Annotated in this window: 16 protein-coding genes; 1 reads left to right on the top strand and 15 read right to left on the bottom strand. The window is 41.2% G+C overall.

Annotation, left to right across the window (positions count from 1 at the left end; genetic code table 11):
* Positions 1–19 precede the first annotated feature (19 nt).
* From hslV to GX654_00050, 7 genes are all read right to left on the bottom strand, one after another.
* A complete protein-coding gene (gene hslV, locus GX654_00080) occupies positions 20–592 on the bottom strand; it encodes an ATP-dependent protease subunit HslV (protein ID NLD35250.1) in 573 nt (190 codons plus the stop codon).
* Between the two features lie 17 nt (positions 593–609).
* Positions 610–1524: a tyrosine recombinase XerC gene (gene xerC / locus GX654_00075; protein NLD35249.1), complete on the bottom strand. Its 915-nt coding sequence runs from the start codon at positions 1522–1524 to the stop codon at positions 610–612.
* A 75-nt stretch (positions 1525–1599) separates the two neighbouring features.
* A complete protein-coding gene (locus GX654_00070; GenBank protein NLD35248.1) occupies positions 1600–3249 on the bottom strand; it encodes a YgiQ family radical SAM protein in 1650 nt (549 codons plus the stop codon).
* 23 nt (positions 3250–3272) lie between these two features.
* Positions 3273–4871 carry a DEAD/DEAH box helicase gene (locus GX654_00065; GenBank protein NLD35247.1) on the bottom strand — a complete coding sequence of 533 codons (1599 nt, stop codon included), beginning with the start codon at positions 4869–4871 and terminating at the stop codon, positions 3273–3275.
* A gap of 42 nt (positions 4872–4913) precedes the next feature.
* Complete coding sequence (locus GX654_00060; protein NLD35246.1) at positions 4914–6428, bottom strand: glycine--tRNA ligase; 1515 nt, start codon at positions 6426–6428, stop codon at positions 4914–4916.
* Between the two features lie 74 nt (positions 6429–6502).
* Entirely contained in the window at positions 6503–7144 is a 642-nt protein-coding gene (locus tag GX654_00055) for a hypothetical protein (GenBank protein NLD35245.1), read from the bottom strand.
* A 5-nt stretch (positions 7145–7149) separates the two neighbouring features.
* Positions 7150–8949 (bottom strand): GGDEF domain-containing protein, encoded by a 1800-nt coding sequence (locus GX654_00050; protein NLD35244.1) that lies wholly within the window; start codon positions 8947–8949, stop codon positions 7150–7152.
* Positions 8950–9815: 866 nt separating this feature from the next.
* Here GX654_00050 and GX654_00045 point away from each other — a divergent pair.
* Positions 9816–10574, top strand: a complete 759-nt coding sequence (locus GX654_00045) for an ImmA/IrrE family metallo-endopeptidase (protein NLD35243.1) — start codon at positions 9816–9818, stop codon at positions 10572–10574.
* A 63-nt stretch (positions 10575–10637) separates the two neighbouring features.
* Here the strand turns inward: GX654_00045 and GX654_00040 are convergent, their stop codons facing one another.
* From GX654_00040 to GX654_00005, 8 genes are all read right to left on the bottom strand, one after another.
* Complete coding sequence (locus tag GX654_00040) at positions 10638–11126, bottom strand: hypothetical protein (GenBank protein NLD35242.1); 489 nt, start codon at positions 11124–11126, stop codon at positions 10638–10640.
* Between the two features lie 160 nt (positions 11127–11286).
* A complete protein-coding gene (locus GX654_00035; GenBank protein NLD35241.1) occupies positions 11287–11895 on the bottom strand; it encodes a DNA-binding protein in 609 nt (202 codons plus the stop codon).
* Between the two features lie 43 nt (positions 11896–11938).
* Entirely contained in the window at positions 11939–12979 is a 1041-nt protein-coding gene (locus tag GX654_00030) for a macro domain-containing protein (GenBank protein ID NLD35240.1), read from the bottom strand.
* An 11-nt stretch (positions 12980–12990) separates the two neighbouring features.
* Positions 12991–13626: a DUF4433 domain-containing protein gene (locus tag GX654_00025; protein ID NLD35239.1), complete on the bottom strand. Its 636-nt coding sequence runs from the start codon at positions 13624–13626 to the stop codon at positions 12991–12993.
* Positions 13627–14112: 486 nt separating this feature from the next.
* Positions 14113–14796, bottom strand: coding sequence for a M48 family metallopeptidase (locus GX654_00020; protein ID NLD35238.1), 684 nt, complete (start codon positions 14794–14796; stop codon positions 14113–14115).
* Positions 14793–18008, bottom strand: a complete 3216-nt coding sequence (locus GX654_00015; GenBank protein NLD35237.1) for a type I restriction endonuclease subunit R — start codon at positions 18006–18008, stop codon at positions 14793–14795. Before GX654_00015 ends, GX654_00020 begins: the two co-directional genes overlap by 4 nt.
* Before the next feature lie 13 nt (positions 18009–18021).
* Positions 18022–19215 carry a restriction endonuclease subunit S gene (locus tag GX654_00010; GenBank protein NLD35236.1) on the bottom strand — a complete coding sequence of 398 codons (1194 nt, stop codon included), beginning with the start codon at positions 19213–19215 and terminating at the stop codon, positions 18022–18024.
* Positions 19208–21853: an N-6 DNA methylase gene (locus GX654_00005; GenBank protein ID NLD35235.1), complete on the bottom strand. Its 2646-nt coding sequence runs from the start codon at positions 21851–21853 to the stop codon at positions 19208–19210. Before GX654_00005 ends, GX654_00010 begins: the two co-directional genes overlap by 8 nt.
* Between the last annotated feature and the right edge of the window lie 439 nt (positions 21854–22292).

The following is a 22292-nucleotide window of genomic DNA, read 5'->3' as shown; positions in this document are numbered from 1 at the left end:
AATTTTCCATTAATAAACCCTATTTTTCATTTAGTTTCTCATCTGACAGATCAAGTTCAAGGGTCTCAATCATATCATTTGTGTAAAGACATATGGTAGAGGTAATATGCATTGCCTCTTTTGCTATTGCAAGGGCATCCAGGCTGGAATGTTTAACCAGCGCCTTTGCAGCGGCAAGGGCATATGGCGCTCCTGAACCTATGCTTGCCACTGTATCATCAGGTTCTATCACATCACCGGTCCCTGAGATTATAAGGGTATGATCCCTGTCCATGGCAAGAAGCAGTGCCTCAAGGTTTCTTAATACCTTGTCTGTTCTCCAGTCCTTTGCAAGCTCAACCGCTGCCCTTGTAAGCTGACCTTTATACTGCTCAAGTTTACCCTCAAGTTTATCAAATAGATTAAAGGCATCTGCTGCAGCCCCTGCAAACCCGACTATCACGGTATCATCATACATATATCGCACTTTTTTGGCCTTGTGCTTCATTATAGTTTCACCTAAAGTTACCTGGCCATCTCCTGCCATTACAAACCTTCCATCCTTTCTTACTGCAAGTATGGTAGTTGCCCTTATCTTTTTATTCTGCGACATATCTTCACCTTTCAACTCTACTTCCTTGGATGCGCCCTGTCGTACACTTCCATCAATTTATCAAGAGATACATGGGTATATCTCTGTGTTGTCGATAAACTTGCATGCCCCAGGAGCTCCTGAACCGATCTCAGGTCTGCGCCACCATCAAGCAGATGGGTTGCATAGGTGTGCCTGAACGAATGGGGCGTTATATTATCCGCAAGATTATATCTCCTGACAAAATCCTTAATAATAGTGCTCACGCTCCTTGAAGAGAGCCTCCCCCCATTTTTATTAAGAAACAGGGGATTTACAAATGATTTAGTTGAATTTATTTCCTTTTGCCTGACCACCTGCGTCTGATCAACATATTTTTCGACAGCGCTTAAGGCCTTTTTACCAACAGGCACTATCCTCTCTTTGTCCCCCTTCCCTATTACCCTTACAAGCCTCTCTTTGAAATCTATATCAGAAAGGTTTAAACCTGTTAACTCTGACACCCTTATGCCGCATGAATAAAGCAGCTCCATGATTGCCTGATTTCTTACCTCATTACTGGTTAAAGGCTCAGGTGAATCAAGGAGCATAAACATATCGTCAATATTCAAATACCCTGGGATATATTTTCCCTGTTTTGGGGCGGATATCTCAGCAGCAGGATTACTATCATTCAGGTTATTCTTCTCAAGAAATAAAAAAAATGTGCGAACAGCTGATAACCTTCTTGATATTGTCGTCTTTTTATATCCCTTAAACAGCCCTCCAAGGTATGCCCTTATCACATGAAAATCTACAAGGTTGAGATCAATCTCACCACTATTCTCTTTTTTTTTCAAGTAGTTAAAAAAATGTTCCAGATCTGCCCTGTAACTCCTGACAGTATTCTGCGAATATCCCCTCTGTGATTTTAAATAATCAATAAATCTTTCTATGTGACCCTGTGTAATCATTATTGTTTCATTTAAAAAAAAACATTAAAGATAACATAATAATTGCAATTGGCAATGAAAAAATCATGACCAACATTACTCAAAAAAGAGGTTATGTTGTTTTCTGCGCTCCATTATATCTTTTATCACAGGAAATGACTCATCTGTAAGGGGGTCAACGCCTGTAAAAAAAATTACAGAGGACAGTGTCATGGGAAGGGGGATAAAGGCCTGAACCTGGTCAGGCACAAAATTAAAAATAGACTGGATATCCTTTTTTGCCTCTTTCATATCTTTAAATTCACATCCCGGATGACATGACATAAGGTAGGGGATCAGATATTGTTTTTTACCAGCATTTTCAGTATATTCCCTGAATAGCCTGACAAATTCCATCAGGTTAAAAAGGGGTTGTTTTCTCATTGCCCTCAATACCCTTTCAGAGGTGTGTTCAGGTGCTATCTTGAGCTGACCGCTGATAAAATTCCTTACCAGTTTCCTTAGAATAGGTCTGCTATCAGGGTCTTTCATGAACAGGTCATACCGTATGCCAGAACCTATTGAAACCTTTTTTACCCCTTTTACAGCGGATGCATCCTCAAGCAGTGATATCCATTCTGATGTATTGAATCTTATGTTCGGGCATATAGAGGGAAAGAGACAGCTCTCCCTGTTGCACCGGTAATTTACAGCACAACCAAATGAATACATGTTGGCTGACGGCCCGCCTATGTCTGTAATATGTCCTTTAAAATCAGGGCGTTCAGTTAGTTTTTTAACCTCATTAATTATAGATATTCTGCTCCTGCTTACAATCCTTTTACCCTGATGAATGGAAAGCGAACAGAAAGAACACCCTGAAAAGCAGCCCCTGTGGGATATTATTGAATTCTTTATCATCTCATAGGCAGGGATAGTCTCCATGTATGATGGATGAGGCAAATCCATATATGGCAGGGCAAATATCTTATCAAGTGTATTTGTATCTGCTTGGGGCGGCGGAAAATGGACAATGTACCGCTTTGCGCTCTTCTGAACCATCACCGTCTGCTGGTTTCTGAAAAAAAGCCTGTATAACTCAAGAAAACTATTTTTGTCGCTCATTGAGTCTTCTTCTGAAGGGAGAATTACCGCATCAGGAGGCGCCTCTTTTGAAAGAATCACAGTGCCGGGGATGCCTTCAAGGTTTTCCCCTCCTGAAATCCTGCGCGCGATCTCAATAACCTGAGACTCACCCATACCATAAACAAGGATATCTGCCCGTGCATCCTCTATTATGGACCTTCTGACCCTGTTACTCCAGAAATCAAAATGGGCAATACGGCGCATGGAGGCCTCAATACCGCCAATAACAAGAGGCACATCCTTAAAGTTATTCTTTATGTGATTACAGTATGTAATTACTGCCCTGTCAGGGCGGTCAAAGTTGGAATTACCTGGTCTGTAGGGGTCATCACTCCTGAATCGTTTAAAGGCAGTATATTTCGAGAGCATTGAATCTACTGCACCGCCTGTTACCCCGAAAAAAAGCCTGGGCCTGCCGAACAGGGTTACAGATGAATGGTCTCTCCAGTCAGGCATGGATATAATGCCAACCCTGTAACCCCTCTCTTCAAGGACCCTGCCTATAACAGTCGTGCCAAAGGCCGGATGATCCACATATGCGTCACCGGTTATGATGACGATATCTAATTCTTTCCAGCCTTTGTTAGCTACCTCTTCTTTAGTAACAGGAAGAAAGTCCATTGCGGCTTACTTTAATGAAGGTTTCAGAGGTTTATATTTTCTGTGCTTCCCTCTGTAGAAGGTGTTTCACCCTGCTGCACAGGAGGATGAGCGGCCTTTTTCTTCCTTCTGGGCCTGCTCTTCCTTTTTTTCTTTCTGGAGCCATGTTCATCTTTATCTTCTCTTGCAGCCCTTTTTTCAGGAGCAAGACCAAATACACCCCCTGGCTCACTGCTCCAGCCGATATTCCTGAGATATGTTGACTGCATATCATCTTTCTTTTCAGGGAGATGTTCGCCGCTCTTTCCCGCCCTGTCAGGCCTTGGTCTTGGTTTTCTATCTGCCCTCTCATTAATTGGCCTGTCTGACCTTGGCCTTTTGCGTCTGCTTAAGATGTTAGGGACCTTGTCCTCAACAAACCAGTCATTTTCGGGCCATTGCACAGGGATGGACTTTCCAAGCATCTTTTCTATGGGTTCAAGAAAATATACATAGGTCTCACAGGCAAAAGAGATAGCCTTTCCGCTCTTTCCGGCCCTTGCAGTACGCCCAATCCTGTGGGTATAGTTTTCCGCATCCTGGGGCATGTCATAGTTAATCACATGGCTTATGTCCTCCACATGGATGCCCCTTGATGCCACATCTGTTGCCACAAGTATTTTTGTTTTCCCGTTCTTGAAACGCTCCATCAGTTTAAGACGCTTTGGCTGGGGCAGGTCACCTGTTATACCTTCTGCTGGAAACCCGTTACCCTTGAGCTTCTGCTCCAAGAACTCCACCTCTGCCTTAGTATTGGCAAAAATAAGTATGCTTGACCACTCTTCACGTTGTAAAACACCCAGCAGGAGATTGAACTTTTCATGTGAACCCACATGGTAAAGCACCTGCTCTATGTTTTCCACTGTTGTGCTGTCAGGTATAACAGATATAAATTCCGGCAGATTCATATAGTCATATGTAAGGGCAAGCACCTTGTGTGACAGGGTAGCAGAAAAGAGCAGTGTCTGTCGTTTATCATATTTGGGCAGATGCTTAAGGATAAAACGCATATCCTGTGTAAAGCCAAGGTCAAAGAGCCTGTCTGCCTCATCCACAACAACGATCTTTATCCCTGATGTATTGAATACACGCTGCTTAATGTAGTCTATTACCCTTCCGGGCGTACATATTACGATATCAGGCCCTTCCTGTAGTTTTTCAGCCTGTTTTTTATAATCAATCCCTCCAACAACCTGTGCAAATGTAAGCCCGGTATTTTTTCCGATCAGTTCAGCATCTTCATATATCTGAAGGGCAAGCTCCCTTGTGGGTGCTACAATAAGTGCTGATGAAAGCCTGTTTTTTCTATCTTCATCATTCAGAAGCCTTGAAAAGATAGGGATCAGAAATGAAATGGTCTTTCCGGTCCCGGTCTGGGCCTGCCCTGCAATGTCCTTTCCTGAGAGTGAGACAGGTATAACCTGTGCCTGGATAGGTGTACATTTTTCAAAGCCAGCCTCCTTAAGACCGGAAAGTATCTTTTCGTGTATCCCCAGATCATCAAAGCGTGTTTCAGTTAAAAACTCAGGGCTTTCAGCTCTGACATGCACATACTGTCCTTCCTGTCCTTTCTGTTCCTCGTGTTCTTCGTGTTCTTCTGACATATATCCCTTTTAAATCAAATTATTTAATCTTCAGGTATTGTTCTACCTGAATTTCTCCATGAGATGCATGAGCAGCTTATCCATCTCAATCCTGTACTGTTCCATGGAGTCCCTTTCCCTCACAGTTACAGTGTTATCCGAAAGTGTCTGGGTATCGACTGTAATACAGTAAGGCGTACCCGCCTCATCCTGCCTCCTGTAACGTCTTCCTATGGCCCCCTTTGAATCGTAAAATACACGCATAAAGGGTCTAAGGTCGGCCTCAATCTTACGCGCTGTTTCAGGCATATTATCCCTGTTTACAAGGGGTAAAATAGCCGCCTTAATAGGCGCAAGCCTTGGGTGAAATCTCAAAACCACGCGCGTTTCACCATTTACCTCCTCCTCTTCATAGGCGTCAATCAGGAAAGCCATAAATGATCTGCTTGCCCCTGCTGATGTCTCTATTATGTAGGGAGTCAACTTTTCCTTGGTCTCTTCATCAAAGTATTTCATGGACTTTCCGGAATACTCCTCATGACGGCTCAGGTCAAAATTTGTTCGGTTATGGATACCCTCTATTTCACCCCATCCAAACGGGAACAGGTATTCTATATCCGTTGCATCCTTGGCATAGTGGGCAAGCTTTTCTTTAGGATGGTCATGGAACCTGAGCTTGTCAGATGACATGCCGAGTGACTTGAACCACTCGATTCTGAGCCCCTTCCAGTAATTGTAAAACTTTACATCATCCTCCGGTTTTACAAAATACTGCATCTCCATCTGCTCAAACTCGCGTGTCCTGAACAGAAAGTTCTTTGTATTTATCTCGTTCCTGAATGCCTTGCCAATCTGGGCAATACCAAAGGGGAGCTTCTGCCTGCTTGCTACCTGTACATTCAGAAAATTGACAAATATACCCTGTGCGGTTTCCGGCCTTAAGTATACAACATTATCCTCACTCTCAACCGGGCCGACAAAGGTCTTGAACATCAGATTAAATTTTCTGGGTTCTGTAAAGGAATTATTTGTCCCGCAATTGGGGCAGCTTATGTGTGCCAGAAGGTCAAATGAGACCTTACTGTTTTCAAGAAGCTTCTCAAATTTTTCATTAAGGGAACTATCTGTATTTGCAATATTATCTGCAATTGACTCTTTATTGCTACCCTTGACTGCCTCAATAAATGAGGCAATGATCTTTTCCTTTTTGGAATCGTTTATAGCCTCGCCCAGGACATCAAGTCTGAACCTTGATTTGCACTGCTTGCAGTCAACCATGGGGTCTGTGAAGTTTTCAACATGGCCTGACGCCTCCCATACCCTAGGGTGCATCAGTATACTCGCATCCTGACCCTCCACATCCTCGCGGTAGGTCATGAATTTCCACCACTCTTCTTTGATATTTTTAAGAAGCTCAACACCCAGCGGGCCATAGTCCCAGCAACCGTTCAACCCCCCGTAGATCTCGCTGGACTGAAAGACAAATCCTCTTCTCTTTGCCAGGGATACAACCTTTTCAACTATTTCACTTCTCTGGTTTTTTTGCTTTGCGATGATACACCTCCGCTGCTTTTGCATCAATTAGGTAAATTTTAAAAACAAGGGAGTATATGAGTTAATACCGCTGTGCGTCAAGTATATTTTCTGGGTCTTTACAACCCGAACTCAGATAGCAGGTCATCTACCAGATCCTGCTTTGCATTTTCAGGCATGGTCTTGTTTTTGACCTGTTTTAAAAGGCTTACCTTCTTTTCCATATTGCCCTCTGATGAATCCTTCTTGATATTGAGTATTACAAGGGCATCAATAAGCCAGGTTCTTATATTATTCAGGTCATCTATAAGCGCCTCCATCTTCTGCCTCGCCACATCCTGATATGACTGTGAAGATATGATATTAAACATACCGGCCTTCATAACAGGGAGTTCCTGATTCAGATAATCGTTTAACTTTTCACTGCTAAAGGCACCGGAGTTCATATTTTTTTCAAGCTTTTCAAGTGATTCCACAAGCTGATCCGATGTATTAAGCACATCGTTTGTAGACTGGGTCATAAGGGTGATTACAGATTCGGCGCGGGTCAGGGCACTTGGTGTCTGTGCGCCCGCATTAACAAGCGGCAGCTCAATGGTTCTCATGTTGATAATCATTGTGTTGATCTTCTGGGCCAGATTTGAAATAAGCCCCTCTGAATCAACCTCAACCTTTGCATCATCATACTTGCCCATGAGTAAACATTCTGTTGCAGCCAAAAGTGATTCTATGACTTTTTCCATATTATTTTTATTTTGCATATTTTCTACTCCATTGTTCTGTCAGCGATAATGCCTTGCCTGTCGTCTTCAAGTTCAACCATACGGTCGGTTATCTCCGACCTCCCCATTTTTTTGTAAAATTCCCTCTTGCTCTCATACATGAGCCTGTCAGCCAGCTTAATCAGATCATCCGGTAGAGATGTACTGGTCGAGGCAGCACCGGCGCTCACTGTAACTGATAATTTTTCTGTATTATTTATATCAAAATATATCTCATCAAACATGTGCCTTAATTTTTCAGAATATTTTAATGCCCCTTTATCATCGGTATTTGTAAGCAGCACAATAAACTCATCGCCGCCTGTCCTCGCTACTACATCAGTTTCACGGGAAAAGCCTTTAAGGTTCCTGGCAACAGAGAAGATCATATGGTCCCCTGCCTCATGGCCAAACCTGTCATTGACATATTTGAGCCCGTTTATATCAATAACCACTACTGAATAATGGATTCCATATTTTTCATACTTTATTTTTTCCTCATCCATGGCCTTCTGAAGATACCTGCGGTTGTATAACCCTGTGAGTGAATCTGTGTCAGCCCTCTCTTTTAAAAGCCTGAGCAGGATCTGATTATGCATGTAGGTTGTCAGGGGATCTTTAAATAGATCAATTATCTCTGCCCCATCCTCTGCTGCATTCCCCTTTACAAATAGCATTCCGACAAGCTTGTCGGTTCTTCCAACAAGATTTATCTGGCATGCATCAGGCCATGGCAACACATTATCAGGGATGCAGAATGGATCAACAGTATGAATATCCCTGGCAAAATATGCCTGGGTAAGGGCATGTAATTTCTCATGGCTTACACCCCTGCCAAGCGTAGCCATTACGCTCCCCGCCCTTATATCACTGGCAATAAGGGCAATAGAATCTGACTGATACAGGGGTAAAAAGAGATCAATAAAATATTCAAGCACACTTTTTATATTTTTGTCAGTCTGCATCCTTGACTCAAGATTGACAAGACTTGACAGGATATTGTTTTTCCTGTTGATAGTTTCATTCTGTGTCCTGATCTGTTCAATAAGATTTACCTGACGTGTATTATCCCTGAAGAGCAGCAGCCCCCCCTCTTCCTTCTTGAAGCCATTTATGATCTCTGTAAAAAACTTTCCCCCTATAACGTGGCTGGTTTTTACCTCCTGCATGCCTGATAACCCGTTTTCAACCGGGCATAACTTGCATGGGTTAGTTTTACCCAATAATTCATAGCATTTTCTTGCAGTTACATCAGGCATATCAAGTTTCGCCTTTGAGTTTATCATCCTGATATTCATGGAGTCATCGATTGTAACAAGGGCATCAGGGAGATTATCAATTATCTGGTTTACCCCCCTGTTTTCCTCTGTGCCATTTCTGTATCTGTTAAGGAGGATATTCTTGGCAATAAGCTCATTTTTTATTGAGTCCATCTCCTTCTGGAGAAAGACCTCATTTATATTGTCCTGAAACGTCAAAAATATGACTTTTTCTCCCCTGGATATGGTTTCTCTTATATATATCCCGCTCCCCTCTTTGTTCAGGATAAATGCCCTTTCAGCAGATTCCTGATCAGATTCCACTGCAAGGGGGCAGTCATCACATATTTCTGGTCTGTTAAAAAGCAGGCCATAACAGGTACTGTCAGAATGAACAACATCGAAGGCAATGCCAAATTGGGCAAGGCTGAGCCTGTTGGCCTTGAGTACCCGGAATGCGCTGTCTATAACAAATATGCCCGCATGGATACTATCAACCGAGTCCAGGACGCTGAGTATGGAGGTGTCTGCTGTGTGTTCTGACATAACCCTGCTTATAATTAATTGTATAAATCTGATTAAGGCTATAATTAGCAAAAAGATATTTATGCAGGAAATATGCCATTTTCGGGTGGTTCAACCCCTTATACAGGTAAAGCCATGATCGCCAAATCCATTAACTCTGATAAAAAAATAAAAGCATAGACTCCCACTACACCAGAGCATGGACATGTACCAGCCTGGGAGACTTATTTTCTTTTTAATCGGGCATTGTTGTCCCTTTTTTTATCTAAAGAAATGCTGTTTGGGGAAAGTGCTAAATTGGCTATTGGCATTTAATTCAATATGTTGCAGCCTTTTCAATCGCGAGATGTAATTTTAAGAGGTTATAAGAGCCTTTTAATCCAGTCTCTAACAGGGAGAATGTCAGGCAACGTAGAAGGGGCACAACTCACCGTCACTAACCACCTTCGCTAAAGCTATGGTCGACAAGCCGCCTGTACCCTCTTTTTTCTTTCCCATGATCACCATTGGAAGGCATTGATTATATGCTCTGCGTCTTATTACCCAAAAATGATGACCACTCTTATGATTTTAATATGAGTTTTTCTAAACCACCCGCGCCCCATAAAAAGCAAAGCTGTTAAAGTTAAAACCTTCAACAGCCTTGGTATATCTGTTTCTAAAAAGTTATTTGAAATTTAATGCTCGTCACCTACTCACACATATAAAATACAGAAGCTATTTTGTCAAATGTGTAGACTAATTTCTTCTCTTCTGACAATCCTTGACGAAAAAGTGGGGATGGAAAACAGATCAGTAACAACCTTACTAACCAAATCCTTCTGCAAAACTGGTACCATACCTATGTAAAAGCTATTTCCGAGGAACAACGTGAATTTGTTGGATCTATGAATCTTAGCGATCCTATTGAGAAAGCAGCGTTAACAATAAGGCAATATTTTAATTTCAGTTTAGAAGTGCAGAGTTCCTGTACAACTTGGGCTGAAACATTTCGCAAATTTACTGAAAGTATCGAGGCATCCGGCATACTCGTAATGGTAAGTGGTGTGGTAGGCACAAATAACAGGAGAAAACTCAATCACCAGGAATTTAGAGGATTTGCCCTGGCTGATAAGTATGCTCCTCTAATATTTATTAATGGTTCTGATACTAAAGCGGCCCAGATATTTACACTTGCCCATGAACTGGCCCATATATGGCTGGGAGAAAGCGCACTCTCTGATACAAGTCTGACATCTCAACCTTCACAAAAAATAGAAATATGGTGTAATAAGGTGGCTGCAGAATTTCTTGTTCCCATTACAGCCTTGAAAGAATATTTAGCCAACAGAGAGCATCCGCTGGATGCAGTTTATGACCTTGCCAGGAAATTTAAAGTAAGTACACTTGTTATCCTTCGTCGTATTCTGGACGCTGGATATATTACGAAAAATATCTTTCAGGATGCTTATGATAGGGAACTCAATATCCGCATCAACCGACCTAAATCCGGTGGAGGAGATTTTTATTTAACACAAGAGGTACGAGCCAGTCGAAGATTCGTCCAGGCACTTGTTGTAAGCACACTGGAAGGCCAGACTTTATTTCGTGATGCCTTTCAATTGCTTGGTATAAAAAAAAGAAAAGCACGTTTTGTCCTTGGATAATTAAAATGTTATCGCTATACAATTGCAGTAGATGGCAATTTATCACCGACTAACGGCTTTCCATTATTTAATCCATTCGGTTGGTTGCGGAGGTTCCAAAACCTGTGGCTTCTGTCCGGGCGCATACCAACCTGGCCGAGTCATCCGGATTTCAGATAGAACATTTTTAAAATCATGTAAGTTTGTAAGTATAACGTCTGGGCCTTTTGGATTTTTCATATTTTCACGCCAGGCTTTTTTCTCAACCGTCCCTATAATCAGGTACTCATTCCCAATAGCACCCGGGTCTAACTTCATAAACATATTTGTCAATATATGTTCTACATCATGTTTATGTGCAATAAGCAAATCACAATGCTTACAGTATCGACAGGTATAATTTAGACATATCGAATGCCTCGGCTCAACATAAATAAGCAAAGGACGTTTCAGTTGCCCGGTTCTTTTCCCACATGAAGGACAGGATGAAAACCGTTGATCAGGATATGGGTTGATAGTAAATGAGTATAAAGGACCCAAATCCCCAATTTTTATTTTCTTTGTTTTTGCCATTTTACCAACCTCTGTCCATCAGATCCAAATGCTCCATATTACCAGCTTCTCTTTATACCTTTCACGACCCATGAAGCTAGTGTTTAACAAATAGGCTTTTATTCAGCTCAATTGGTCTTTTGAGGTACGATCACTATTTTACTGCAATTCCCTATTTTTATTAAATCAGCTTCAATCCCCAGCTTGAAATAGTTTCGTTCAGCTTTTCTGTATTACTCCCCTTAGATATATGAGCAAAATATATTTCGTCAGCCAGAGCAGCTACAAGTTCATTTCTTTCTTCTGACTGCTTTTCTGTGAGTCTGTGTTTTGTATAATTAAATGGTGATATGATCAGGATATGCCCGCTTTCAATCCCTTCAATCCACTCTTTTGATATCCTCATTTTTTCAATGCTGCGGGCTGGGCAAATTATTATTGGCTGCATTCCCCTTAATAAAATTTTAAGACATTCTTTTTCCACTGGTGAATGGAACCCGCTTATTATACACCGGCCATTGTCACGCCATTCCTGGGCTTTTGTTATAGCTTGAAGTATTGCTTCGCCAGGGCATATTTTTGAGCAGAAAAGCGCTGTTTTAGGAATTTTAAGCAATTGGATATTGCCAATATACCATATGTTATCTGGGGCATCATCTCCTAAACGGTCTTTGAGGGCAGGAGGGTATCCCTGGTTACCAGGATCAATTACTTGAATTGAGGCTGCAATGGTCATATAGGAATTCACATTAATGGTTGTGAAAATAAATCCCAGAATATATTTTTCCACACTCCTTCAATGATAATGGAGCATAGAAATTCATGAATTTTGTTTAAGCAGCCTTTAGCCAGTTTTCCTGTTTTAACCGGTTTAATGCTTTATCAACATGTTGAGGTTTCATCATAAATTTTTTCCGGGGGTTCCATTCCTGGACTTTTTTTAAAACAGTCTCCGGATCTTTAGCCGCTTCAGGTGTTTCTTTAGAGACCCAATGAACAGTGGATAGCAATTCCATTCCATATGGTGTTTCAAAACCTCTTATCAACCTTGCAACTGCGTTTAATCTTTCTTGAGCATCGGCATCATTTTCCAGCAGTGTCTTTGCCTCTTGTAATGCTCCCTCCAATAAATACACCTCTGATTTTCCGCTACGATCGCCATAACCCCTTATATAATGGCCGTCAATCTTCTGAAGGACGTGGTGCAGGTTTTCTGCATAAGGGCCGTAATTATTTTTTGTGAATTTTAATTTTAACTTTTCACCTGCTTCCTGGAGAAAATACATCAATTTCTGAATTTCAAGAAGATTATGACGATATCCCTGGCTACGATAAATATCCAGTAGTCTTATTAGAAGAGCTCTGCCCCGCGTCATTTCAGGTTTCGTTGTTGCAATTGGTATCGTATCTGGTTCAGGTGCCCCTTTGGGTTCGTAAAGTAAAACATCAACCCCAGGTATTTTGTTAAAGGATGTTTCAATAAGTGATTTTACTTCTACCCAGTTTAATCCGCCCAAGCCAGCGCCAAGAGGTGGGATGGCAATCGATTTTATGTCCAATTCACGGATAACTTTTATGAGGTCATTAAGCCCCAGCTTTATATCATCAAGTCTTGATTTACCTTTCCAGTGACGTTTTGTAGGAAAGTTAATGATATACTTTGGCTGGAACAATGTTCCGGTCCGATGAATAAACATTTTACCGACTCTCATCCGCCCGTTTTTACATTCCTTTTCATACTCTTTATAATTTTCAGGAAAGGCCTGTTTAAATTGAAGAGCAATACCTTTACCCATGACCCCGACGCAGTTTACAGTATTTACCAGGGCATCAGCCTTTGCCTTTAAGAGATTGCCTGTAACACTATTTATCATGGTCTCCTCCATTAATAATACCAATCGGGCTTTACTAAAACATGGTGTTTTATTGATGCATTGGCAATAATGTTTTCAACTTTTGTTTTTATCGGATTGCTTTTTACTGCCATATACTCAATATTTTCCCATGGGAACACTTTATAGACTAAAAATTCAGCCTGTCTTCTTCTCTTACTGTCAGGATCATCATCTGTGTCAGCCCAGTATTTTTCTTCCATTATTTTCCAGTCGACCAACCTGAGATCATCAAGGTCCCTATAGAAATCTGATATCGCCATAATAGCATGGCCATCAGTAAAAACAAACTCCACATTGGATTGGGCAACATTTTCTACACTTGATACAAGATATACAATGTCAAGCTGAGTAGCCATGCAGTCTGCCACATTTTTCATATTTATAGCATAAAGCATTGGCGAACGCGGCGCAAAATAAAAGGGAACATAATCATGAAGATTACCGCCTGGCTGTAAAGGGACATTTGTATGCTCCCTTCTATCCTGAACCGTGTTATGGGCGATATTACAATATTCAATCGATTCTCTGGCTATTATACTCTGAGCTACCAAACCATCCCGTTCAATAATTCCCTTAAGGTTGTTTATATGCGTAATATGGTATATCAGTGTTTTTTCTTGAGGCATAGTATACCTTATTTTTTGGAATTACAGCATTGATAATTTATCATAGGTCATCTTCTTCGTTATCAGTTACCTTTCCCATGCGGTATTTGATATCATAATTGAAAATAAAATCCAGTTTCTAATAGTTAAAGCCATGGTGGATGGCAAGGGCTTTATCTATTTCATTAATTATTTGTTTCAATACTTTGCTGCTTCTATAACCCGCACCTTCCATTTCTCTTCACCTATCTTCAGGTTTTCAGGTTGTTGCCGCCGTTCACAAACATAAGGTCAAACTCAAAATAAAGGGTTCTGTAATTCTTTTTCTGATAGATCTCTTAACCTGTTATCTTTTATCCAGCTCAATTGATGTTTTGAAGTACGACCCCGATTTCATATTTATAGTACTTCCCTCTCTCCGGTCCGGAAATCCGAGACACTGTCTCGGATTTCCCTAAAATTCTGTCCATGTAATGACTAGGCCCCTATGCCTCCTCCCATCTTGAACTATATCGCCATCTTCACGCCATTCTGTTTTAACCAGTTTTCATGCACCCTGTAATCAGGCATTTTTTTATCCAGTTCATTCCAGAATTCCGGTGAATGGTTCGGATATTTCAAGTGAACCATTTCATGGGTGATGATATAATCAAGTACCGGTACAGGGGCCATGGCGCATTTCCAATGAAAGTTCAAACCTTGCTTGGGTGTCCATGATGCCCACCTGTTTCGCAATTCCAGCACTTTTATTGTTGAGGGTTTCTTTTGAAATTTATCTACAAGATACTTCACTCTTTCTTCTATCTTCTTTTCTGCCTTTTCTTTATAAAATTGTTTAAACACATTTACCGCCTCATGGAGCTTTCGCCTGTCAAGGGTCAGATATCCTTTTGTCAGTTTTAGGGGCACATCCTGCTTATCAACAATTGCCAGCCTGTAGTTCCTACCAAAATATAAAAAGGATTGCCCATTCACAAATTTCCGGTTTACTTTTCCCTGATTAAGTTCTTTCCATTTAGCAAGTTTGGTAAATATCTGATACTGCTTTGAGCGGATAGCTTTTTCAATCTTATCATCACTCGATGTAGCCGGAGCCAGTACCCGCACAGAGCCGTCTCTTTCTATAAAAATACTTACAGTCTTTCGGCGGTCAGTCTTTTCGATGATTATATTTATCCCTTCAAGTTTCATTTTAAATCCGACTCTCTGTTTTCCGCCAGTTTCATTATTTCTGTTGTCAGTTCCCCTGCCTTTTCCGATACTCCCGAAACCCCTGAATAACGTAATTCATCTTCAATAAGTCCTTCAACTCGTTTTCTCTCTGCCGGTTTATCCTTCCAGAAATTTCTAATCGCAGCAGTCTCCTTTAGAATAGGCATAAGGGTATGTGTCAGCTCCTTTGCCCTGTTCATATCGGCTTCATTACCAGGAACCAACCTATCCTTCAGTAAATCAAAAAAAGGCGCTTCAACAATGGATACACCTTCAATATCATCCTTTCTGCCTTTTGCCATTTCTTCCCGCAATTTGTTTAACTCATGAACAATAGTTTCCCAATTGTCTTTATATGCGCTTAGGATGGATTCCAGTCTGTCTTTAAAATGGCTGTAAAGGGCAGGGTCTTTTTCAAGATTTACTTTAATGTGCCAGCGGATGGCATGTTCCATTTCCGACGCCTTGGATTTAGGCGTTATATTCAGATAATCGACCTTTTTCCCAAATTCATCCGACAGGATGGAGACCTGCTTCACCTTGGTGTCAATGCCAATAGAGAGAAGATGTTTATCAATTAGTTTGCGGACCTTTTCAGATGCCCATTTAAGGTCCATTGTCTCATCCTTATACCTGTCTTTTATTCTCCAGATCAGATAACCCAGGCGTTTCGCCGGTATCCAGTATTCTGCTCCGGCCTGCACATTAAACAATAGATCCAGGCTGTCAAAAAAGCTCTTTGAATAGGTGAGTAATTCCGCCCTGAATTTTATGTTTTTTGCTGTCTCAATACATTCCTCTGCAAACTCAAACTCCTTTTTGCTGTCTTTAAATTCCTGCATCAAAAAGGCATCAATCTCTTTAAGTTTATGATCTGAGAATAAATCAACCAGCCGTTTATATCTGGCTTCAAGGATCGGTATTTCCTTGTCTATATCCCTGAAGACATTTTGAAAATCCTGAAGCTTCAATTTATCCCTGTCTGTGTAAATATTGAGGGCATCGCTTAAATGTTTGGTAACCCCGAAATAATCAACAACCAGACCAAATGTCTTCCCATGCTTTGTTCTGTTCACACGTGTGATGGCCTGAAACAGATCGTGTTCTCTTAGACTTTTATCCAGGTACATAACCTGTTCCACAGGGGCGTCAAACCCAGTCAACAGGCGGTCGCATACGCAGATAATACCAATACCTGTTTCAGGTTTTTCAGGATCAAAGTCAGCCTTAAAATTATCAATGGCATTCATATCTTTAGCTTCTCTGCGTGCCTTGCTGATATAGCCGGGCTCATTATTGCCCAGACTAGAAACAATAGCGACTACCTTTAAACCTTCCAGCCGCTGTAGCTGTTCCGCGTCCACATCTTCAGCCGGTAACTCTCTTAATGCGGTGATCTTGTTTTTAATGACAATTTCCAGTTCATATTTGTACCGGACTGCCGCCACAATGCTTGATGCAACCACCTGTGCCTTAAACCCGTTTACAAGAATATCCCTGTAATAATGGTCGATAATATCCCTGCTGATTCCGGCAATTCGATCTTTAGATTCCAGGTAGGCAACAAACGATCCATAGCGGCGCTGTATCTCTTCCTTTTCTGCCTGGGAGCGCTCTTCAAACATGTCTTCAAACTCGGTATCAAAGGCTTCTTTATCGTCCAGCCTGTCTCTTGATACTTTGCCTATGTATTTAATCTCAACTGTCGCCCTGTCCTTAACCGCCTTGTCGAATTTGTAAAAATCAATAAATTTACCAAATCTTTGATGGGTTTTTATTTCGTGTCTATCAGTAAGCAGGGGAGTTCCGGTAAAACCGATTCGTATGGCATTTGGAAAGGCAGAAAACAGGTTGTCACCCATGTTACCACCCTGTGTGCGGTGGGCCTCATCAATCAGCATCAGGATGCGGCCACTGTCATTAATGGTCTCAAATTTTTCAAAGGTGGGTACAATTCCGGCTTCAATCAGGGACTGTGCAGAGATATTATTTTCATTTAAAAATTTGTGTATCATCACCATGTTCACATCGCCGGTGTCGTCGCTCAGTTGATTGAGTTTGTTGCGGCGGCTGATAACACGCACAGGTTCTCCGGTCATGGAAGCGGTTTCCGACAATTGTGTTTCAAGATCAAGGCGGTCAACAATAAATATAATCTTAAGGTCTTTTAAATCATCCAGGGAACGAAGCTTGCGGATTAAAAAAACCATTGTCAGGCTTTTTCCGCTCCCCTGTGTGTGCCAGACCACACCGCTTTTATCAAAAGGCGTTTTACCTTCCCGAAGGCTTTTAATGATTTTTCCTACTGCTCTGTACTGGTTGTAACGGGCTACTATCTTAACTTCCACACCCTTTTTGATTTCTATAAACATGGTGAAGTGTTTCAAGAGATCAATAAGGATTTCCTTGTTCAGCATGCCGTGTATAAGCACTTCCTGCCGCTCTTCATCGGGGGGATATTTTACAGTGCGGTATTCTTCGGGGAATATGTCCACCCAGTTGTTGTAAAAATCAAATTCCGCGCTGATTGTTCCAACACGGGCCTCTTTGCCGTGTGTAATAATGCTGAACATATAGTAATGGAAAAGCCGCTCTTCGCCCTCTTTAATTCCATAATCATCATCACGGGTATTGGCATAGCGTGTTATCTGTAAAAATGCCTCGCTTAAAGGTTCTGCAACATCAAAGTCCTTGGCTTCAACAACACAGACAGGCATACCATTTAAAAAGAGGACAATATCAGGGATGATGCCCTGGCGGCTTGCACCCGGAGTATTCAAACGAAACTGGTTAATGGCGATAAAAGAATTGTTTTCATAGTTTCTGAAATCCACAAGGCGCACGGTCGGGTCCTGTTCGTTGGTCAGTTCGTTTCTGGCAACAGAAGTGCCCTTGAGCAGCAAACGGTGAATTTCCTTGTTTGCTTCGTGCAGACTTCTACCAGGGAAGTTCTGAATCTCAAAGAGTATCTGATCCAGTTGTTTGTCAGTAAGCCATTCCCGACCTTCAGAGGTGGTGTTTATCTTTTTTATGGCCTTTTTAAATTCATCCGGTAAAACCACCTGCTTAAAATCTTTTCGCAGGCTTTTTTCCGGTTCCTGTGGAATACCGATACCCTGGTCAATAACCTGCCACCCCAAAAGCCGGAGCTTATCCAGAAAGGGTTTTTCAACATTAACGTATTCAGCCATAATTTTTCTCTTTTTAATTTATAGATTCAGCTTCAACTCTTACTTCCTTTTTCCCGCTTAATAAGTCCGCCATTAAACCTGCTTTTATCTGCTGCATTTTGTGCAGATAGATTTGTTCGGTTTGGAGTTTTCTATCAATCGCTCGTATTCTATTTGCTATAAATTCTTGCTCTCCATCGTCTTTTGGTATTGTAATCGGTGTATTCCTTATGGATGCTAAAGAAAGATTTTTAATCGTAGACCCAGTTAACTCGTTTTCGTAATATTTTTTTACACGAAATGATTGTAGAAAAAAATATATAAAATCCAAATTTACGTTATTCTTACACGTAATGTAACAAGCGCTCTTGCCCAGAATGATTTTTTCATCTTTGTAGAAAGCAATATTTCCAATCGTCCCATTTATGGAATACAAAATTGTTTTTTTATCAAGTCCTATGAAATGTTTTTCATACTCTTCTTTGCTTACGCAAAGTGCTGTATCACCAATAAGAATTTCACCTTCGGATAGATTGTTGCCATTCACAAAATAATAATCTGTATTTTCAGAATATTTTGGTGTTGTATGGATACCATCACCAATTTGCGTAGTGAAAAAGGCTAAAGAAACCTCTACCCACTCATTAGGAATCCAGCCCAACTTGCTTTCTTTATACAAATGCGGGGCATCTATATATACGGGGCGCAGTTTGTTGGTGGCAGGGTCGATGCCGCGGGTAAACAGGTCATGCAGCATACCTTGTTTTATGGCCTTGTATTTTGCAATGGCAGCTTGTGTTTTTTCGATTACCACATCGACATTGGATAGTATGTGGGCGATTTTACGTTGGGCTTGCAGAGTAGGTCTTTTAAATTTAATCCGGTATAAAAAATCACGGCTTATGCTGGGGACTCCAGTTGCTTCATTCAATCTTTTTAAATCGTAGTTTGATAATTGGTAAAAAAGCCATTTAGCGTTAACATTTTTTTTAGGTATGACTGCGAATGCAGTATCTATAACCCAACATGGTTGATCAGAGTAAATTGGTCTATCAAGAGTTCCTTTTCTTGCTACTACAACAAGAGGTTGTTCAAACAATGGTTTACATGAATACCCCATTAAACCACCAGTGCCGAATATTTTTATTTCTGTTTTTACTCCTACCCTGATTTCTTTTGGGCTCGCTCCATATTCAATATTTGCTAATTCTCTCAGAGGTTCACTCATACCCCAACTCCGACAGAAAACTATTCAGCAATTGGGTCTGCTCTTCTCGTTCAGCCAAAATGCTATTCAGGTTAGTGGTATATTTGTCCCAGAGATTTTCAATATACTGTAACAGCAATCTGCTGTGTGTGGTCAGGTAGCCATCCAGGGTCTGTTGTAGAGTGCGGTTCCATCGGTTTAGTATCAGATCTTTAGCTTCTTCATCTGTGATTTTTAAACGTGCCTTATCCACTGATTCTTGTCTATTCTCTTTAATCTGCTTAATCACCTTTTTACATTCTTTAAGTTCATCTTCCAGTTCGGTGTGTCTGGAAAAGCGTTTTTCATCGGCTTCAATCTTGGTATCCAAACTGTTTGTGAAATTCCTCAGTCTCAGGGCTTCTGCCTTCAGGAGTTCAATTTCCTCTTTTAATTCGGGCCTGTTTATTAATGCCTTTTCATTTGCCTTGATACGTTTAAGTATATTTTTGTATTCCTTATCTGCTTCTTTGCGTTCGCCTTTAAGAGATTTCAATGCTTCCTTATGCTCCTTCAGCTCATCTTTAGGCCAAACCTCGTAATCTTCTTCAGACCATACCCCTTCTTCAAGTTCATTCACCTCTGCAAACAGGGCTTCAAGCTCTTCCTTTCGGCTCTGATTCTTGTTCAGTTCTTTAAGCACATCCGGGAACTGGCTCTCAAGTATTTCATCATCAGGGATCAGTTCTGCATTCCATCCGCTGGCCGCAACACTTTTAAGGTCATTCTTAAGCTGATACCAGAATGAAGCCAGCGCTCCCCTGCTCTGATATTGATCAAGCACTGCCCCATTGCTTTCTTCACCAAAGGGCAGCATATTAAGGGCCTTACTAAAACTGTCCGAAAACCTGCCATACAACTCGAAAACATTATTTTTTATTGGGAGCTTTTCAAAATCGGGTAGAACCTCATTCCACCACTTTTGCAGTCCTTTGGAGTAATTTATAAAAGTGGTGTTTACCTCCGGGCTCTCATCAAACAGTTTCTTAATATCTTCCTTTTGACTAACAGCATCAGAAAATTTCAGGTAGTTTTCTTTCAAGTCAGAGAATAGTTTCTCACGAAGGCCGGGATAAGAGGCAAATGCAGAGTTCAGTGCATCAACTTCGGTTTTTGGTATACCGCCATGAAGATGAGCATGTACATCATGGGGTTCAGCAGGCGGGGCATTATCTACAAAACGCCTGATATTAAGGTTATATTCTTCTGCTTCCAGCTCCTCTCTACTTACAAGTCGGCTATATTTATCAATTTCTGCTTTGTTTTTACAGGTGTAGGAGATTTTTTCTATGTCTTCGGGCCTCAGTTTATTCTGGTTTTTACCTTCTCTGTATTCCCGGTCAGCATTGATGAACATGACATGATTCCTGAGATGCGCCTCTTTTTTATTAACAACAATCACCGAGGCAGGAATGCCTGTTCCATAAAACAGGGCCTGGGGCAGCCCGATAACTGCCTCAAGATAGCCTTTATCGATAAGCCATTTCCTGAAATTGCGTTCTTCACCACCACGGAACAGTACACCGTGTGGCATTACCACTGCCATACGCCCTGCATTGTTGGTTGATGCCACCATGTGCTGTACGAACATAAAATCCGCTTTGCTTTTTACTGGCATCCAGTGGTTAAAGCGTTCTTTGAACTTCATGCCGTCTTTGGTGTAGTTTTGTGAAAAAGGTGGATTGGCAATAACAATATCAAATGTTTTGAGTTCTCCCCGTTCAATATGCAGCGGGTTTATGAGGGTGTCACCATTAACGATTTTACTGTCATAAATCTCATGAAACAGCATGTTCATCTTGCACAAACCCCACACTGTTCCACTTTTTTCCTGACCATATAAAGAGATATTTCTTGCCGAACCATAGCGAGCTTCTACATAATTTTTACTTTCGATCAGCATGCCGCCGCTTCCCACTGTAGGGTCGTATATTTCTGCATCTTCACCGGGTTCAAGAATATTTACAAGCAGGCGTACAACTTCGTTGGGGGTGTAGAACTCTCCTGCCTTTTTGCCTGCGCTGTCAGCAAAATATTTTATCAGGTATTCATAGGCAGCGCCCATCAGGTCAGGGAATTCCAGGTTATCATCAGTCAAAGTCTTTTTATTGAATTCACGGATTAATTCGCGCAAGTCTTCATCAGTGATCTGCTTATTGTTTTTACCTATGCTTCGGTTGAAATTTATGGATTTTAACACGCCATCGAGTTTATCCAGGTTTGCGTCTTCAAGGGCGGCAAGGGCTTTATTGAGATGGTCGCCAATCTCTTCCTGCAGGTCTTTAATATAGTTTATGGATTCGCCATTTTCATCTTTATCCGGATCACCTTCCAGCTTTTTCCAACGGGCGGAAAGAGGGACATAAAAATCATATTCCGGTGCGTTTTGCCGCTCCAGCTCGCCATAAAGTGCTGCCGGTTCACTGACTCCACGGACTTCGGTCAACGTTTTCCTTCTTTTAATCCTATTCACTTCAAACTGGTCATTAACCCTTTTGAGGAACAACATTGCAATGATATATTCTTTGTATTCCGAGGCATCCATGTTCCCGCGAAGGCTTTCGCAGGCTTCTTCAAGAAAGGTTTCAAGACGTGAGAGAGATAATTTCTGTGTAGGCATTAGAAAAAACCCGATTATTATGTGTTACGTTTAATTCATGTTTAACTGCTTGGATTGCTTATTTTTTTAACTGGTTTGTATTAGCAGAAAAGGAATCAATGAGCAAGAGAAGAAAGTACAGGCTGTAGACTGTAAAAGTCCATTGGATATCTTGGGGAAAAAGCAAAGTGTAAAGAGCAAAGTATATGAGATAAAGGGGAAAATTAGAGTAGCTGATATTGGATACCATATTTATGCGCTGCCCTGGCAAGTTGTTTGTCGGCAGTAATTATCTTCAGATTGTTCAGTGATGCTATTGCAAGATGAAACGACCTTGTAGATACTATGTGGATCACTTGGAAGCCATTTGATATAATTTTCTTTTTAACCCATTAAAAAGGAGGATACCAAATGAACAAGACCCAAGTGATCCAGAAGGATAGTAACACAAAAGAATCTA

This window comes from Desulfatiglans sp. (genome assembly GCA_012513605.1).
In the GTDB taxonomy this organism is placed as follows: domain Bacteria; phylum Desulfobacterota; class DSM-4660; order Desulfatiglandales; family HGW-15; genus JAAZBV01.
This window is presented reverse-complemented; position numbering and strand designations above follow the sequence as displayed.

Coding starts and splice junctions, on each gene's coding strand:
- hslV (NLD35250.1), bottom strand. CDS start 592: ATGTCGCAGAATAAAAAGATAAGGGCAACTACCATACTTGCAGTAAGA.
- xerC (NLD35249.1), bottom strand. CDS start 1,524: ATGATTACACAGGGTCACATAGAAAGATTTATTGATTATTTAAAATCA.
- GX654_00070 (NLD35248.1), bottom strand. CDS start 3,249: ATGGACTTTCTTCCTGTTACTAAAGAAGAGGTAGCTAACAAAGGCTGG.
- GX654_00065 (NLD35247.1), bottom strand. CDS start 4,871: ATGTCAGAAGAACACGAAGAACACGAGGAACAGAAAGGACAGGAAGGA.
- GX654_00060 (NLD35246.1), bottom strand. CDS start 6,428: ATGCAAAAGCAGCGGAGGTGTATCATCGCAAAGCAAAAAAACCAGAGA.
- GX654_00055 (NLD35245.1), bottom strand. CDS start 7,144: ATGCAAAATAAAAATAATATGGAAAAAGTCATAGAATCACTTTTGGCT.
- GX654_00050 (NLD35244.1), bottom strand. CDS start 8,949: ATGTCAGAACACACAGCAGACACCTCCATACTCAGCGTCCTGGACTCG.
- GX654_00045 (NLD35243.1), top strand. CDS start 9,816: ATGAATCTTAGCGATCCTATTGAGAAAGCAGCGTTAACAATAAGGCAA.
- GX654_00040 (NLD35242.1), bottom strand. CDS start 11,126: ATGGCAAAAACAAAGAAAATAAAAATTGGGGATTTGGGTCCTTTATAC.
- GX654_00030 (NLD35240.1), bottom strand. CDS start 12,979: ATGATAAATAGTGTTACAGGCAATCTCTTAAAGGCAAAGGCTGATGCC.
- GX654_00025 (NLD35239.1), bottom strand. CDS start 13,626: ATGCCTCAAGAAAAAACACTGATATACCATATTACGCATATAAACAAC.
- GX654_00020 (NLD35238.1), bottom strand. CDS start 14,796: ATGAAACTTGAAGGGATAAATATAATCATCGAAAAGACTGACCGCCGA.
- GX654_00015 (NLD35237.1), bottom strand. CDS start 18,008: ATGGCTGAATACGTTAATGTTGAAAAACCCTTTCTGGATAAGCTCCGG.
- GX654_00010 (NLD35236.1), bottom strand. CDS start 19,215: ATGAGTGAACCTCTGAGAGAATTAGCAAATATTGAATATGGAGCGAGC.
- GX654_00005 (NLD35235.1), bottom strand. CDS start 21,853: ATGCCTACACAGAAATTATCTCTCTCACGTCTTGAAACCTTTCTTGAA.